We start from the raw sequence: 15645 nt of genomic DNA, 5'->3' as shown, positions 1-15645 counted from the left end.
GAGCCGGGATGGCGGAACTGGTAGACGCGCAAGACTTAAAATCTTGTGAGGGCAACCTCGTGTGGGTTCGATTCCCACTCCTGGTACTAAGCTGCGAAAATAGCTCAGCTGGTAGAGCGCAACCTTGCCAAGGTTGAGGTCGCGGGTTCGAACCCCGTTTTTCGCTCTAAGTGCCAAGTTATTTTGGATAGCTAAGGAAATAAGGAAGACTTGACTTCCTTTCAATAAAAACAAGAAAATACTTTTCATTTATCCTTGTGGTAGATGAGCCGGGATGGCGGAACTGGTAGACGCGCAAGACTTAAAATCTTGTGAGGGCAACCTCGTGTGGGTTCGATTCCCACTCCTGGTACTAAGTATGCGAAAATAGCTCAGCTGGTAGAGCGCAACCTTGCCAAGGTTGAGGTCGCGGGTTCGAACCCCGTTTTTCGCTCTAAAAGCCTAACAGTAATACTGTTAGGCTTTTTTTTATATCTTTTTTGGTGTTATTCATACAATTTTTTGGATTTATTTGTGCTGCTATCGATGAAACTTCTTACATTTGCATGTTTTTAATATCACAAAGTGACTTTAGTTGAACTGACAAATTAGTTAATGATTGCAAAAGAATATTTGACAGTAACAACCTAGAAACATTAAGATATATAATACGAACAGATTCATATATAAAGCATTATTTTTTAGTTTAACATGGCATTAATTACAAAGATCAGAGAGAAATCTGGTGTTGCGGTTGGAGCAATCGCAATAGGTCTGATTTTATTTATGGTGGGAGGCGACTTAATGTCACCTAACTCAAGATTATTAGGAGACAACAAGCAAATTGTTGGTGAAATCGATGGACAAAAAATTGAATACAGTCAATTTGGTGAAATTATCGACGCGATAAAAGCAAATTACCCAACTCCTCCGAATGAGCAACAAATGAATGGTGTTCGTCAAATGGCTTGGAATGAATTAATCTACCGCGTTGCTTATGGCAACCAAATGGAAGAACTTGGTATCACTATCACAAATGAAGAATTAGACGATCTAATCTCTGGAAACAACATTGCTCCTGAATTCGGTCAATACTTTAGAGATTCTACTGGACAGGTAAGCAGAGAGAACATCAAAATGTACCTTTCTTCTTTAAAGCAACAAGGTCCTAATTCTCCTCAATATCAACAATTCTTAAGCTTCGAGCAGCAAATCAGAACTTCTCGTGAGCGTATCAAATATGAAAACTTGATTTCAAGAACTTACTTTGCTACTGATTTAGAAGGAAAGAAAGAGTATGAGAAGCAAAATGACAAAGTGGAGATCGCTTTCGTAAATGTTCCTTTCTACTCAGTTCCTGATTCAGTTGCAAACGTATCTGACGCTGATGCAAAAGCATACTATAGTGCTCACAAAGATGAATTCAAAAGAGATGCTAACAGAGGTATCGAATTTGTAAGTTTCTTAGTGAAGCCATCAGATGTGGATAAAAAGAATTTAGAAGCTGATATGTCTGACTTAGCTAGAGCATTCGAAAGAACTAGCAATGACTCAGCTTTCGTAGAAGCTAACTCTGAAGGAGCAACAAACTTCATGTCTGTAAACATGACAGGTCTTCCTACGGTATTAGACGCTGATAACTTAGAGCAAGGTAAAGTTTATGGTCCTTACTTCGCTGCTAGTGCTTTCAGAGACTACAAAGTATTAGGTACTTCAGAAGATACTATTTATTCAGCAAGAGCATCTCACATCTTATTCAAAAATGATAAAGATGATGCTGCTGCAAAAAAAGAAGCTTATGCTACTTTAAAGAAAATTCAAGGTGGTGAAGACTTCGCTACTTTAGCAAAGAAATTAGGTGACGCTGCTCCTACTACTAAATCAAGAGGTGGAGATTTACAGTGGTTCACTGAAGGTCGTATGGTTCCTGCTTTTGATAAAGCAGTATTCTCAGCAAGAAAAACTGGTTTAATCAACAGAGTAATCAAAACTGACTTCGGATACCATATTATCAATGTAACTGCTACTAAGACGAAAACAAAATACGACTTGGCGATCGTAGAAAAGAAACTTTCTGCTTCTGATGCAACGATCAACGAAGCTTACCGTAAGGCTTCAGTATTTGCTTCTTCAGCAAAAGGTGGAAGATCTGATTTCGAAAAATTAGCAGAAGAGCAAAAAATCTTCATCGAGCAAGCATTAACTATTGCTCCTTCAGCTTCATTTATCAATAGCTTAAGAGGTAATCAAGTTAGACAAATCATCCGCTGGGCTTACAATGATGCAGACATCAATGATGTATCAGAAGTATTTGACTTAGATGATCGTTTTGTTGTTGCTACTCTTATTGATGCACGTGAAGAAGGTATCGCTGATTTTGCTGATGTGAAAAACGAAGTAATCGTTGAAGCGAAAAAAGCAAAGAAAGCTGAAATTATCTTAGCTAAATTATCAAAAGCATCTGGTTCTATTGAAGAAATCAGAAAAGCTTATGGTAACGGTGCTAAAGCAGATATCGCTACTGATCTTTCATTAAACGACGTATCTATCCAAGGTATTGGAATTGCTCCAAAAACTATTGGTACTGCATTTGGTCTTAAAGAAGGTCAAACTTCTGCACCAATCGTTGATGAAAACAGTGTAGTAATCGTGAAAGTTAGAAAAGCTGAAAAAGCTTTAGAAACTGCTGATTACTCTATCTACCAAAAACAAGTTGAAGGTAGATACAACAGATCTGCTAACTACAACATCTTAGAAGCTGTGAAAACACTTTCTGATGTTAAAGATGAGCGTTACAAGTTCTTCTAGGAACTCGTTAAGATATATCAAAGAGACTACCTCAAAAGGGTGGTCTCTTTTTGTTTATAGGAAGTTTTTTTTACTTTCGAGAAAAGATAAAGAGGAAGAAAAAATGGGAAAGATTAAAATCATAGAAACAAGTGATGGTTCGAGTTCTCTATTTAATGAAGAATTAAATGAAACGTATCATTCTAATCATGGTGCCTTGACAGAATCAAGATATGTATTTATCAAGTCTGGATGGGAAGATATCAGAGAAGGAAAAGAAAATACTTCCATCCTAGAGGTAGGTATGGGAACGGGCTTGAATGTTATTTTAATGATTGAACAAGCTTTGAAAAACCCTGATCATGATTTTTATATGATTACTTTAGAACCTTTTCCATTAAGCCAGGAACTAATAGCAGGATTAAATTATACAGGTTTATTAGATGATAATTTAACAATCTATTTTAAGGAAATTCATCAATCCAATTGGGAGGGAGAAGTAAAAATTCTCCCTAACTTCACTTTAGTGAAAAAGAAAATGACTCTTCAAGATTTCAATGCAGAAGGAAAGACATTTGATGTTATTTTCTTTGATGCATTTGCTCCAAATAAGCAACCTGAGGTTTGGTATGTTGAGAATTTGGAGAAATGTTTTGAAGTCAATAAACAAGGAGGTTTATTTGTGACATATTGTGCAAAAGGACAATTGAGAAGAGATTTGGTGAGTGTTGGTTATGATGTAGAAAGATATCCAGGACCTCCAGGTAAAAGAGAGATGTTGAGAGGTTGGAAGAAGTAATTGGTGTAATAATAGAATAATGAAAACAGGTTTATTTTTCGGTTCTTTTAATCCTATCCATATAGGACATTTAATTTTAGCGAATGCAATGGTGCAAAGTGGTGAAGTCGATGAAGTATGGTTTGTCGTTTCTCCTCAAAATCCTTTTAAAAAAAGAAATACACTATTACATGAATTTGATCGCTTGGATATGGTAAATGCTGCTATCCAAGATAACTATAAGTTTAGAGCATCTGATATTGAATTTAGAATGCCTAAGCCAAGCTATACAGTGGATACTCTTGTTTATTTACAAGAAAGACATCCTAAACACTCTTTTAAAGTCATTGTAGGAGAAGATAATCTAGCGGGTTTTAGAAAGTGGAAAAACCATGAAATTATCCTTGAAGATTATGGTTTATTGGTTTATCCAAGACCTCATGCAAAACCTTCAGATTTGAAAGAACATAAGAATGTGAAACTGATTGAGGCTCCGATGGTAGATATTTCTGCTACACATATCAGAAATAGTATTAAAAATGAAAAAGACTTCCGTTACTTAGTGCCAGAAGGTGTTAGAACCTTAATTCAGAGTAAAGGTTTTTATAAATAAAGAAAAGGCTTAGTAGAGTTTGAAAATCTACTAAGCCTTTTTTTAATCGTTCATTAAATCACTGAAAAAGTTAGGTTCTAATTTTAGACCAATGGAATAAAAAGGTAGAAAGTTATTTTTTTTGAAGATCAACTAAATATGGTGTAATGACTTTAAGTAGGTATATATATTTGAACTATAAACAATTTCGTATAATATATTTTAATGGAAAACCTACATTTTTATTTCATAAAATAGATAAAACACTTTGTTAAATTGGTGATTTTACACGAGATTTATAGATGTACTAACTAATCAGAGCAAACATTTTTTGTTTATTTTTAAATCGCAATAATGCCTATTCAAACAGATTATAAACTTCCTAAACAATCCTATCAAGGAATATTAATCCATCCGGACTTACCAACAGGAAGAGGTGCGGGTAAATTATATATTTACAATAAAGTAGTATTGATTGAAGTAGATGAAGTTGTTTATACTATTCCTTTTTCAAAATTAATTTTAGAAGCAGGAGGAGCATCAGATCAATTTGTATTCTTTAAGCAGGAAGGAGAGAAAGAAATTTCTATTTATACAAAAGATAAATCTATTTTGAAAGATGAAGAATTGTTGAGTACATCTCAATTTAAAGAAGCAATTTCATCAACAAAAAGTAAAATCAATGGTCTTTATAGAGGAGTTTTGGCAATTGTGAGTATATGTATTCTTACTGTTGTTACCCTTTATTTATTTAAAGAAAATATTGTTACTTCAACTGCAAACTCAATTCCTGTAGAATGGGAACAAGAAATGGGTGATCAACTTTTTTCATTAGTTGAAGAAGAGTATAAAGTATTAGAGAATGATTCGTTGGTAAATGTTCTTTCAAAAGAAATGGAGCCACTAACAAAACAGGCTACTGCAGAAGGGTTCAGAATTGAATATTTCATTGCCGAAGATCCTACAGTAAATGCTTTTGCTCTTCCGGGAGGAAAAGTAGTGATTAATTCTGGATTAATAAAAAAATCAAATTCTTGGGATGAAGTTTCAGGAGTTTTAGCCCATGAAATTTCACATGTTACCTTACGTCATCATGTAAGAGGAATGATTAATAAAGTAGGGTTGTTCTCCGTTGTATCATTATTTTTTGGAGATGCTTCAGCTGTTGCAGCAACACTTTCTGAAAGTGCAGTAGAATTACAATCGTTATCTTATTCTAGAGGTTACGAAGAAGAAGCAGATATACAAGGCTGGGAATACCTCAATGATGCAAAAATGAACCCTGAAGGAATGATTACTTTCTTTAAAAAATTAGAAGAAGAAAATGAACCTTCGAAAATAGATAGTTTAATTGCTTTTGTATCAACACACCCCGATACGCAAAAAAGAATTAATTATTTAGAGGATAAATTAGAAAAACAAACTACTCGAGAATATGCTGACTATTTATCGGACTATGCCGATTTTAAATCAGCTGTTTTAATTGAAATAAATCAATAACCATGGACTTAGAAATTAAAGGCAAACCTGTATTTGCCCATGCTCATATAAAATTGGAGCCTGGGGAAACATTTATCGCGGAGTCAGATGCAATGTCTAGTATGTCTGCTGAATTAGATGTAGATGCGAAATTAAATGGAGGCTTTCTAAAAGCAATTGTCAAAAAGCTTTTTGGAGGCGAATCATTTTTTATTAATCACTACACAAACAACACATCCAAAACTTTAGAACTAACTATTACGCAGGCTACTCCTGGTGATATGCAAGTAAAAGAGCTGAATGGAGAAAGCTATTGTTTACAAGGAGGAGCATATATTGCCTCTACTCCGGGTGTAAATCTAGGAGTGAAATATGCTGGATTTGGATCATGGATTGGTGGTGAAGGCCTTTTTAAACTTATGGTTTCAGGTCACGGACAAATAATTTTTGGAGCATTCGGTGGTTTACTCGAAAAAGAAATAAATGGAGAATATATTGTAGATACAAGCCACTTGGTAGCCTATGAACCAGATATGAAATTAAAACCTCAATTATCTGGAGGGATATTTTCATCTCTATTTGGAGGTGAAGGATTGGTCACAAGAGTCGAAGGAAAAGGTAAGGTAATCATTCAGACAAGAAGTATGTCAGGATTATCATCATGGGTGAATAAAAATATATTTTAGCAATGGAAGGAATTATCAAGAATCACTTAAATGCTGAAATAGTCATGAGACCTGGCTCTTCAGCAGTAAAAATAGAACTACAAGAAGGCGAGCATTTCACAGCAGAAGCTGGAGCTATGATCGCTATGAGTCCTAATATCCAAATGACTACTTCGACACATAAAAAGAATTCTGGAGGAATAGGAAAAGCACTGAAAAGGTTATTATCTGGAGAAAGCTTTTTCATGAATCATTACACATCAGTGAATGGCAGTGGTACAGTTTGGTTAGGTACTACACTTGCCGGTGATATGATGGCTCATGAATTAAGTGGAGAAGGTATTATTGTTCAAGGAGGAAGTTATGTTGCATCTTCGCCAGATATAGAAGTCGATTTTAACTGGCAAGGAATGAAAAGTGCTTTTTCAGGAGAAGGTTTATTTTGGTTAAACCTTAATGGTAATGGAACTGTAATCGTGAATTCATTTGGTGCCATTTATCCAATTGAAATAAATGGTGATTACATCGTAGATACCGGACATATTGTGGCTTTTGATGAGTCATTAAATTTCAAAATTACAAAAGCAGGAAAAAGCTGGGTAAGTTCATTCTTAGGTGGCGAAGGACTTGTTTGTAAGTTTAGTGGAAAAGGAACAATATGGGTACAATCTCATAACCCATCATCATTCGGTAGTTTATTAGGACCAAAATTAAAACCAAGAAGCTAATGGAAGCGGTAGACAAAAAAGGATTAAACTTTACGTTTGATTGTAAACCAGATTACGGATTTATTACTGTTGATATTCCAGCAGGAGAAAAAATAAAAGTAGAAGCATCAGCCATGGCGACCATGGATACAAATATTAAGATGCATACTAAATTTAAAGGAGGTTTAGGAAGGTTTTTAACTGGTGAATCTCTATTTATCAATGAATTTGAAGCAGAACATGGTCCCGGACAAATCCAAATTGCACCAAATGCACCAGGAGATGTTGATCACGTTTACTTAGAAAATGAAACGATATATCTTCAAAATTCAGCTTATGTCGCTTCTTCAATGGGTATTGAAATCGAAACGAAATTTCAAGGACTTATGAAAGGTTTCTTCTCTGGAGAGAACTTATTTTTAATTAAATGTTCTGGAGTTGGAGACTTATTTTTTAACTCTTACGGAGGAATTATAGAGGTAGATGTTACGGATGGATATGTAGTAGATACAGGACATATTGTGGCATTTACAGAAGGTTTAGAATACAAAGTTTCTAAAGTTGGTGGTTATAAATCACTTTTCTTCTCAGGAGAAGGTCTTGTATGTAAATTTTCTGGATCAGGAAAAGTATGGATTCAGACAAGGAAAATTAGTCCTTTCTTGAGTTGGGTTCATCCTTACAGGCCTGTTAAGAATAATAATTAATAAATGATTGATAGCCTTTCAAACTTTGAAAGGCTATCTTCTTGTCCCATATAAAACTAACTACTACTAAATATTCTTTAAAACTAAATATGATCTCAAATAAAACTCATTTATTACTGGTATTATTTATAACATTTAGCTCAAATATTTCTTTCGCTCAAAAAGCTAAAAATGTAAACTATGATGAAATACGAGACAAAATTATAGTCAATTCTTTCGAAGGAAGTCAAAAAAATAATCAAGAGATAGATTCTTGGTATTTTGAGTTTAGTTGTAAAGACAGTCTTTTATTATATCATCTAATTAATGGGAATACATCTTTAGCTATAAAAAGTATAGAGATGTATACTGAAGAAATTTCTCATTTAAAAGGGATGTATATTGCGGATTGCATAGATTTATCTGGAGTTGAGTATAATTCAGAGTTAGCATTAAGAAAAAAGGTAAGTGAACTTGTAAAGTCTTATCGAAAGACCCCTATTGAATTAATAGGAATTGGTTATAGAACGAATGAAACTACTATTACAAAGTCGCCCATAAGAAATATTAAAATTGGAAAAAAGATACTCAATAAATTAGAGGGAAGAATTATCAATAGTAAAGGTGAAGGTATTCCTTTTGTTACTATAGGTATAGAAAATTCAGAATATGGTACTGTTTCATCAGTGGAAGGTAATTTTAAGATGGATTTACCAACAAATCAAAATAATCTTGAAATAACAGTAAGACATATATCATATAAAGAACAAAAACTTCCTCTTAAAGATTTAAAACAAAATAAAATAATTCAACTGAAAAGTAAAGAGACAATTCTCGAGGAAGTAACAATCAAAGAAAAAGGTTTAAATCTTAAGACTAAAATTGTAGGAGATAAAGGAAAAACAAATACATCTGGTTTTGTCGTTGGAGGTAAAGAAGGTACAGAGATTGCTCAAGAATTTATTAATACTAGAAAAGTATGGATCAAGGAAGTAGGGGTATATGTCAATAATCGAGAAAGGAAACAGTTTACGCTCCTAGCTAACATTTATGAGAAAGATGAAAAGTTAAACTTACCTGGTAATTCAATTTTGAAAGAGCAAATAATCATTAACTCTGATTTAGAAAAAGGATGGTTAAAAGTTGATCTAAAAAATCAATATATCATCACTGAAAAAAGCTTTTACGTGGCATTTCAGTGGGTTGATGCAAATCTTGAAGTACCATATATTGGAATGACAGGGAAAAAGAAAGGTTTGACAAAACGTTCAATTTTAGGAGAATGGAAAGATAGTAAACGTTTTAAATGGATGATAAACTCAACATTGACTTATATTGAAAGTGAATTATAAACAAAAAATTAACTATGAAATGGTAAAAGTTTAGGTTCTAAAGAAGGACAAATAGCTACGGGCATGTTTATAGTACTAGCAACTCTCAAAATAATTCAATACGGATATAAATTTGGGAACTATGTTGGTGATATAATTTTTGCTCCCTAAATAAAAAAATCCCTTACAGCACAAACTGTAAGGGATTTATATTTTTGAAATCTATGTAACTGTCAGCACAGAATTATAATTCTGCGAAGAAGTCATTTCCTTTGTCATCAACAATGATGAAGGCTGGGAAGTTTTCGATTTCGATTTTACGAACCGCTTCCATTCCTAAATCTTCAAAGTCAACCAATTCCACAGATTTGATATTTTCTTTTGCAAGAATTGCAGCAGGACCACCGATTGATCCTAAGTAGAATCCACCATGTTCATTACAAGCATCTGTTACTTGTTGTGAACGGTTACCTTTTGCTAACATGATCATTGAACCACGTTTTGCTTGGAAAGGTCCTACATAAGGATCCATTCTACCTGCTGTTGTTGGTCCAAATGATCCTGAAGGCATTCCTTCTGGAGTTTTCGCAGGACCTGCATAATAGATTGGGTGGTTTTTGAAGTACTCAGGCATCTCCTCACCATTATCAAGCATTTCCTTGATACGAGCATGAGCAATGTCACGAGCTACAATCAATGTACCTTTTAAGTTCAAACGCGTTTTGATTGGATATTTTGATAATTCTGCTAAAACCTCTTCCATCGGACGGTTCAAGTCGATATCCACAGGATTATCCATTTGAGACTCTTCTGTAGGGATCAAACGACGAGGATTTCTTTCTAATTCTTCTAACCAAATACCATCTTCGTTGATTTTCGCTTTGATATTACGGTCAGCTGAACAAGAAACACCAATACCTACTGGACAAGAAGCGGCGTGACGAGGTAAACGAACTACTTTCACATCGTGCGTGAAATATTTACCACCGAATTGAGCACCAATCAAGCTCTCTTGACATATTTTTTGAATTTTTTCTTCCCACTCAACATCACGGAATGCCTGACCACCCATGTTACCTTCTGTAGGTAAGTGATCATAATATCCTGCTGATGCTTTCTTAACAGTTGCCATATTAGCCTCTGCTGAAGTACCACCTACTACAAATGCTAAGTGATAAGGAGGACAAGCTGCTGTACCAATTGACTTTAATTTTTCTTTTACAAAAGCAGTTAAACTTTCTTCGTTTAATAATGCTTTTGTTTGTTGATATAAGAAAGTTTTGTTTGCAGATCCACCACCTTTTGCCATGAATAAGAACTCGTAAGAGTTACCTTGTTCAGAGTAGATGTCGATTTGTGCAGGAAGGTTTGTACCTGTATTTTTCTCTTCAGTCATTGTTAATGGAACAACTTGAGAGTAACGTAGGTTTCTATTTTTATACGTTTCATAAATACCACGTGATAATGCCTCAGCATCATTGGCTCCGGTAATAACACCTTCTCCTTTTTTACCAACCACAATAGCAGTACCTGTATCTTGACAAGATGGTAATTGTCCCTCTGCTGCTACAGCTGCATTTTGTAATAATGTACGAGCAACGAAACGATCATTATCAGAAGCTTCTGGATCATCTAAGATTTTGGCTACTTTTTCTAAGTGAGCTGTACGAAGGTAAAAAGATACATCCGCCATGGCTTCTTGAGAAAGTAATTCTAACCCTTTAGGATCTACTTTTAAAAATTTACGTCCATCTACTTCAATTGTAGAAACATAATCTTTGGTTAATAATCTATACTTTGTGGTATCATCCTTTATCGGGAAAGGTTTCTGATAAAAAAAATCGCTCATTGTCTGTTCTATTTTTATTTACTGTTAGGTGTCAAACTGCTTATGCAAATATTAACTCTGCAAAAATACAATGCATTCGTCAATACATAAGTGAGATTAGTCATAAATCGTAAATAGATTTTAATGATTCTCGTAAAAAATGAATGGTTTCTCCTCAATTATAGTCTTATAAAAGGCTTTTTTATAAAAATTAAGCGTTAAATGAACATTTTTTTGCTTTTTTGTTATGCTTGCATAATAATTTTCATATATTTGAAAATAAGTGTTATGCTTGCATACATTTATAAATGAAGAGTCACTTTCGTAATACAATCTATTAAGTGGCTTTTCTTAAGAAATTATACATCCAATAGACAACACATAAATAAACACCCGACGTTTATTTATATCCAAAAAACAACACATAACTTACAGAACAATGAATACTGTAACCAATCAAAAAGCAATTAAGGGCGGAGAATTTTTAATCCGCGAAACAGAGGCGAATGAAATCTTCACACCAGAAGAATTTTCAGAAGAACAGGTAATGATGGCTCAAGCCACAAAAGACTTTATCGATCAAGAAATTACACCTAATGCAAAAGAAATCGATGGTCACAATTGGGAATTAGTAGAACAAATATTTGCGAAAGCAGGTGACTTAGGTCTATTAGGTATCTCAGTACCTGAAGAGATGGGAGGTTTAGGCATGAGCTTTAACACTTCTATGTTAATTGCAGATATTTTTGGCGAAGCAGGTTCATTCTCAACAACTTATGGAGCACATACTGGTATTGGTACACTTCCAATTTTGTACTACGGTACTGAAGCTCAAAAAGAAAAGTACTTACCAAAATTAGCTACAGGTGAATGGGCAGCAGCTTATGCACTTACTGAGCCAGATGCAGGTTCGGATGCAAACTCTGGTAAAACGAAAGCAGTACCAACAGAAGATGGAAAGCATTACCTATTAACAGGACAAAAAATGTGGATCTCTAATGCTGGTTTTGCAGATGTATTTATTGTTTTCGCTAAAATCGGAGACGATAAAAATCACACAGCATTTATCGTAGAAAAATCGTTCGGTGGTATTACAATGAACGAAGAAGAAGAAAAACTAGGGATCAAAGGGTCTTCTACTCGTCAAGTATTCTTCAATGACTGTAAGGTTCCTGCTGAGAATATGCTTTCTGAAAGAGAAAACGGTTTTAAAATCGCCGTAAATATCTTAAATATCGGTAGAGCTAAATTGGGTGCAGGTGTGTTAGGAGGTTGTCGTGCGGTAATTAACCATGCGATCAAATATTCAAAAGAACGTAAGCAGTTCAAACAACCTATTTCAAACTTTGGTGCAATCAAGCAAAAATTAGCGCAGATGGCAACAAAGACTTATGTGATAGAGTCAATGTGTTATAGAGCTGGTCAAAATATTGAAGACCATACTGATGAGCTTTTAGCAAGTGGTATGGATGAAGCAAAAGCAAAATTAAAAGGTGTTGAGCAATTCGCTATTGAATGTGCTATCCTTAAAGTATTCGGTTCAGAAACTTTAGATTTCGTAGTAGACGAAGGTGTTCAAGTTTATGGTGGTATGGGATTCTCAGCGGATGCTCCAATGGAAAGAGCTTACCGTGATGCTCGTATCTCAAGAATTTATGAAGGTACAAACGAAATCAACCGTATGTTGTTAGTAGGCATGATGATCAAGCGTGCTATGAAAGGTGAATTAGATATTGTGTCACCAGCAATGGACGTTGCTAAAGAGCTTACTTCAGTTCCTTCATTCGAAACTATCGATGCTTCTGTCCTATTCAACATAGAAAAAGATATCTTGAAACGCTTGAAAAAGGCAGCTTTAATGGTTGCTGGTAGAGCAGTTCAAGTATTTGAAGCTAAAATCAATGATCAGCAAGAAATCCTTATGAATGTTGCTGATATGTTGATTCAAATTTATGCAGCAGAATCAGCAATTCTACGTACTGAGAAAATGGTAGAAGATAAAGGTGAGGAAGCTTGCAAAGAACAAATCAATATCTCTAAAGTGTTTATCCGTGAGGCTGCAGAATCAGTAGCAACTTCTGGTAGAGAAGCAATTGCTGGTATCGCTAAAGGTGATGAGCAAAAAGTGATGTTGATGGGCTTGAAACGTTTCACTAAATATGATTTAGAAAACATTCACGTGTTACGTAGAGAGTTAGCAGATACATTAATTGAGAAGGAAGCGTATCCTTTCTTCGTCATTTAATATAAAATATTTGTCTTGCCTATCGAGTGACGGCAAGATTAAATAGGACGATTAAATACTTGGTTACATGAAAAGAAAAAGCCAACCTGATTCGGGTTGGCTTTTTTTGCTTCTAAAATTTAATTTAAATTGAGTAAAAATGAAATTCAAAAACTTAAACTAATAAATGAGCTATGAAGATAATTGATCTTTCAAAACCAATACAGTTCAATAAAAAAGACCCTTGGTTTATGCGAGTAAAAATCAAACATAAACCCCACAGTAAAGCAAAATGGCTGATACGATTTTTAGGTCTTCCCTTTAAATTATTCCCTAAAGGATTTGATGGCTGGGCAGATGATATCATTGAAAAAATGGGAGTTCATTCCACTACTCATATCGATGCACCTTGGCACTACTCTCCTACTGTGGCAGAGAAAAAAGCAAAAACGATTGATCAAGTTCCCTTAGATTGGTGTTATGGTGAAGGTCTTGTGATAGATATGAAACACAAAGAAGATGTTGATCCTATTATGAAAGAAGACTTAGTTCGTTTTTTAAAAAAGGATAATTATCCTTATAAGAAGAAATGATTGTTTTAATCAAAACAGGCAGAGATAAATTTAATGGAACTGAAGATTTTCATAAAGTAGGAACTGGAATGAGTGCTGAAGCAACCGTACTTTTTGATTGATCAAGACATAAAAGTAATGGGCATTGATTCATGGGGATGGGATTTACCACTGCCTTATCAAATTGAACAAGCCAAAAAAACAGGGAGTAATGATGTTTTTTGGGATGCTTTGCCTTATTCAGGTTTTAAAATTGCTGTTTTTCCATTAAAAATTGTTGGTGTATCGGCTGCTCCTGCAAGAGTTGTAGCAATGATGGAAGAATAATTATTTATAGATTTTTGTAAATACCCAAGTTTTAAAAATTAGAACTTGGGTATTTTTTTTGAAAAAAATTAAGGCATTTGTAAGAAACTCGAAAAAGTGGCTACTAACCCGATATACATTAATTAAAAACATAACTATTATGAGTCTCTTATCAGAAGCTTTTTCATTATTATTTCACGACAGTAAAGCAAGTAGAACATTTCCTTTTTCAGGAACACAGTCAGAATTTTTTACTTTGATCCAAGAGGTCAGTAAAAAATATGGAATGAAGCATATCAAGAATCAAGAAAATGAGATTCACTTGCTCATGATTGGAAGTAATGTTATCCTCGCTTCCTCTTTTGAAGGGTTAATGTCAGCACAATGCTACATTCGTCTTGAAAGAGAAGAAAATCAAGATCGTTTAAGAATCACAGCTTATGAGACACTTATTTCTCCTTTAAAAATGGAAAGAAAGAACTTTGACAGCGTCATTGAATGCAAGTTGAATGCTTTTATGTCTTACCTTAGTACAGTATATACGAATAAACAATCTAACGGATGTCTATAGAATTTTATGAAGAGTATATCGAAAGCAATAAGGCAATTATCTATAAAATTTGCCGTGCTTATGCTCATTCTCAAGAAGAGTTTGAAGACTATTTCCAAGAAGTATGTTTACAACTTTGGCGTTCAAGAGAAAGTTATCAACATCAATCGAAGTTATCCACATGGGTATATAGAGTAACGTTGAATAATTGTCTTTCAATTGTGAAAAAAGAAAAGAAAAAGCTAGATACTGTTGAAATCAATGAGAAAATTGATCAGCTCCCTCCCTTTTCAGAAAAAGAAGAACGTTTGGAAGAATTATATAGAGCTATTCGATTACTAAAGGAAGTGGATCGAGGAATCATATTACTTTATTTAGAAGAACATTCTTATGATGAAATTGCCAACGTCATGGGTATAACACAAAGTAATGTTGGTGCAAAAATTAATCGAATCAAAAAACAGCTAAAAGAGAATATGTTATGGAAGAGTTTGACTTAATCAAAGAGGTGTGGACTGAGGGGCATCAAACTACACCATCATTAAAATCAGTAGAAAAAACAGCTAAATCTCATAAAAAAGAATCAATGAATTTAATTCAGAATATTATTAACAAAACGAAAATCGAGTGGATAGCAACGTGGATAATAATTGTTGCTATTAGTATACCTGTTGGGGTCTATACTGGACGTTGGGGCATCATTGCATTTTTTGTTTTTCCATTCGTTCCTTACTTTATTGATTACCTGATTAGGCTTCGAAAAATAAAAGAATTTGATACTTTAAATACATTAGAATATCTAAAAAATGTACATGCTTACATTATTAAGAGTTACAAGCAACAGTTACGTTTTATTATTTATTATATCACTCCTGTTACATTGATTATCAGTTATACTTTAGGGCTGTCAATTGGTATGGAAGAAGGAGGTTCTAATATTTCAGAATTATTGGTGTTAAATGAAAGAACTTTAAAAGTTGTCGTTCTATCAATTATATTCTTAACTGTAGCCTTTTTTATGTTCCGGAAATTCTTTCCAAAATTTACAGACTTTTGGGTCAATAAAATTTATGGAACAGAGTTGAATGGGATAAAGCAAATGATAAAGGATTTAGAAGAATAGAAAAAAAGCTCTAATTCAATGTAAAAGAATTAGAGCTT

15 protein-coding genes and 4 tRNA genes are annotated in these 15645 nt (G+C 34.1%); 18 read left to right on the top strand and 1 reads right to left on the bottom strand.

Annotated features, from left to right (window positions below):
• Window positions 1–2 precede the first annotated feature (2 nt).
• From ACXAHM_RS11735 to ACXAHM_RS11680, 12 genes are all read left to right on the top strand, one after another.
• A tRNA-Leu gene (locus ACXAHM_RS11735) sits at window positions 3–86 on the top strand.
• A gap of 7 nt (window positions 87–93) precedes the next feature.
• Window positions 94–166 (top strand) — tRNA-Gly (locus ACXAHM_RS11730).
• 102 nt (window positions 167–268) lie between these two features.
• Window positions 269–352: transfer RNA gene (locus ACXAHM_RS11725), tRNA-Leu, on the top strand.
• A gap of 8 nt (window positions 353–360) precedes the next feature.
• Window positions 361–433: transfer RNA gene (locus ACXAHM_RS11720), tRNA-Gly, on the top strand.
• 257 nt (window positions 434–690) lie between these two features.
• Window positions 691–2787: a peptidylprolyl isomerase gene (locus tag ACXAHM_RS11715; protein WP_474960628.1), complete on the top strand. Its 2097-nt coding sequence runs from the start codon at window positions 691–693 to the stop codon at window positions 2785–2787.
• A 103-nt stretch (window positions 2788–2890) separates the two neighbouring features.
• On the top strand, window positions 2891–3565 hold the full coding sequence (gene mnmC2 / locus ACXAHM_RS11710) for a tRNA (5-methylaminomethyl-2-thiouridine)(34)-methyltransferase MnmC2 (protein ID WP_474960627.1): 675 nt from the start codon (window positions 2891–2893) through the stop codon (window positions 3563–3565).
• A 19-nt stretch (window positions 3566–3584) separates the two neighbouring features.
• The gene (gene nadD, locus ACXAHM_RS11705) at window positions 3585–4157 is read left to right on the top strand and encodes a nicotinate (nicotinamide) nucleotide adenylyltransferase (RefSeq protein ID WP_474960626.1); all 573 of its coding nucleotides are present in this window, start codon (window positions 3585–3587) and stop codon (window positions 4155–4157) included.
• 333 nt (window positions 4158–4490) lie between these two features.
• The gene (locus tag ACXAHM_RS11700; protein WP_474960625.1) at window positions 4491–5636 is read left to right on the top strand and encodes a M48 family metallopeptidase; all 1146 of its coding nucleotides are present in this window, start codon (window positions 4491–4493) and stop codon (window positions 5634–5636) included.
• Between the two features lie 2 nt (window positions 5637–5638).
• Window positions 5639–6301, top strand: a complete 663-nt coding sequence (locus ACXAHM_RS11695; RefSeq protein ID WP_474960624.1) for a TIGR00266 family protein — start codon at window positions 5639–5641, stop codon at window positions 6299–6301.
• 2 nt (window positions 6302–6303) lie between these two features.
• Window positions 6304–7008: a TIGR00266 family protein gene (locus ACXAHM_RS11690; protein WP_474960623.1), complete on the top strand. Its 705-nt coding sequence runs from the start codon at window positions 6304–6306 to the stop codon at window positions 7006–7008.
• Window positions 7008–7694: a TIGR00266 family protein gene (locus tag ACXAHM_RS11685; RefSeq protein ID WP_474960622.1), complete on the top strand. Its 687-nt coding sequence runs from the start codon at window positions 7008–7010 to the stop codon at window positions 7692–7694. Before ACXAHM_RS11690 ends, ACXAHM_RS11685 begins: the two co-directional genes overlap by 1 nt.
• Window positions 7695–7783: 89 nt before the next feature.
• On the top strand, window positions 7784–9025 hold the full coding sequence (locus tag ACXAHM_RS11680) for a carboxypeptidase-like regulatory domain-containing protein (RefSeq protein WP_474960621.1): 1242 nt from the start codon (window positions 7784–7786) through the stop codon (window positions 9023–9025).
• A gap of 223 nt (window positions 9026–9248) precedes the next feature.
• Here ACXAHM_RS11680 and ACXAHM_RS11675 read toward each other — a convergent pair whose 3' ends face one another.
• Entirely contained in the window at window positions 9249–10853 is a 1605-nt protein-coding gene (locus tag ACXAHM_RS11675; protein WP_474960620.1) for a fumarate hydratase, read from the bottom strand.
• A gap of 418 nt (window positions 10854–11271) precedes the next feature.
• Here ACXAHM_RS11675 and ACXAHM_RS11670 point away from each other — a divergent pair, with 418 nt between their 5' ends.
• The 6 genes from ACXAHM_RS11670 (at window position 11272) to ACXAHM_RS11645 (ending at window position 15607) form a co-directional block, all read left to right on the top strand.
• Complete coding sequence (locus tag ACXAHM_RS11670) at window positions 11272–13077, top strand: acyl-CoA dehydrogenase family protein (protein WP_474960619.1); 1806 nt, start codon at window positions 11272–11274, stop codon at window positions 13075–13077.
• A 173-nt stretch (window positions 13078–13250) separates the two neighbouring features.
• The gene (locus ACXAHM_RS11665) at window positions 13251–13649 is read left to right on the top strand and encodes a cyclase family protein (protein ID WP_474960618.1); all 399 of its coding nucleotides are present in this window, start codon (window positions 13251–13253) and stop codon (window positions 13647–13649) included.
• 117 nt (window positions 13650–13766) lie between these two features.
• The gene (locus tag ACXAHM_RS11660; protein ID WP_474960617.1) at window positions 13767–13955 is read left to right on the top strand and encodes a hypothetical protein; all 189 of its coding nucleotides are present in this window, start codon (window positions 13767–13769) and stop codon (window positions 13953–13955) included.
• 139 nt (window positions 13956–14094) lie between these two features.
• Window positions 14095–14505 (top strand): hypothetical protein, encoded by a 411-nt coding sequence (locus ACXAHM_RS11655; protein WP_474960616.1) that lies wholly within the window; start codon window positions 14095–14097, stop codon window positions 14503–14505.
• Window positions 14496–14984, top strand: coding sequence for an RNA polymerase sigma factor (locus tag ACXAHM_RS11650; protein WP_474960615.1), 489 nt, complete (start codon window positions 14496–14498; stop codon window positions 14982–14984). Before ACXAHM_RS11655 ends, ACXAHM_RS11650 begins: the two co-directional genes overlap by 10 nt.
• Window positions 14966–15607 (top strand): hypothetical protein, encoded by a 642-nt coding sequence (locus ACXAHM_RS11645; protein ID WP_474960614.1) that lies wholly within the window; start codon window positions 14966–14968, stop codon window positions 15605–15607. The genes ACXAHM_RS11650 and ACXAHM_RS11645 overlap by 19 nt, the downstream gene beginning before the upstream one ends.
• Window positions 15608–15645 lie beyond the last annotated feature (38 nt).

The organism is Flammeovirga sp. AWQ4_249, assembly GCF_056161045.1.
The sequence above is the reverse complement of the archived record's forward strand: the minus strand, read 5'-3'. Positions and strand labels throughout refer to the sequence as shown.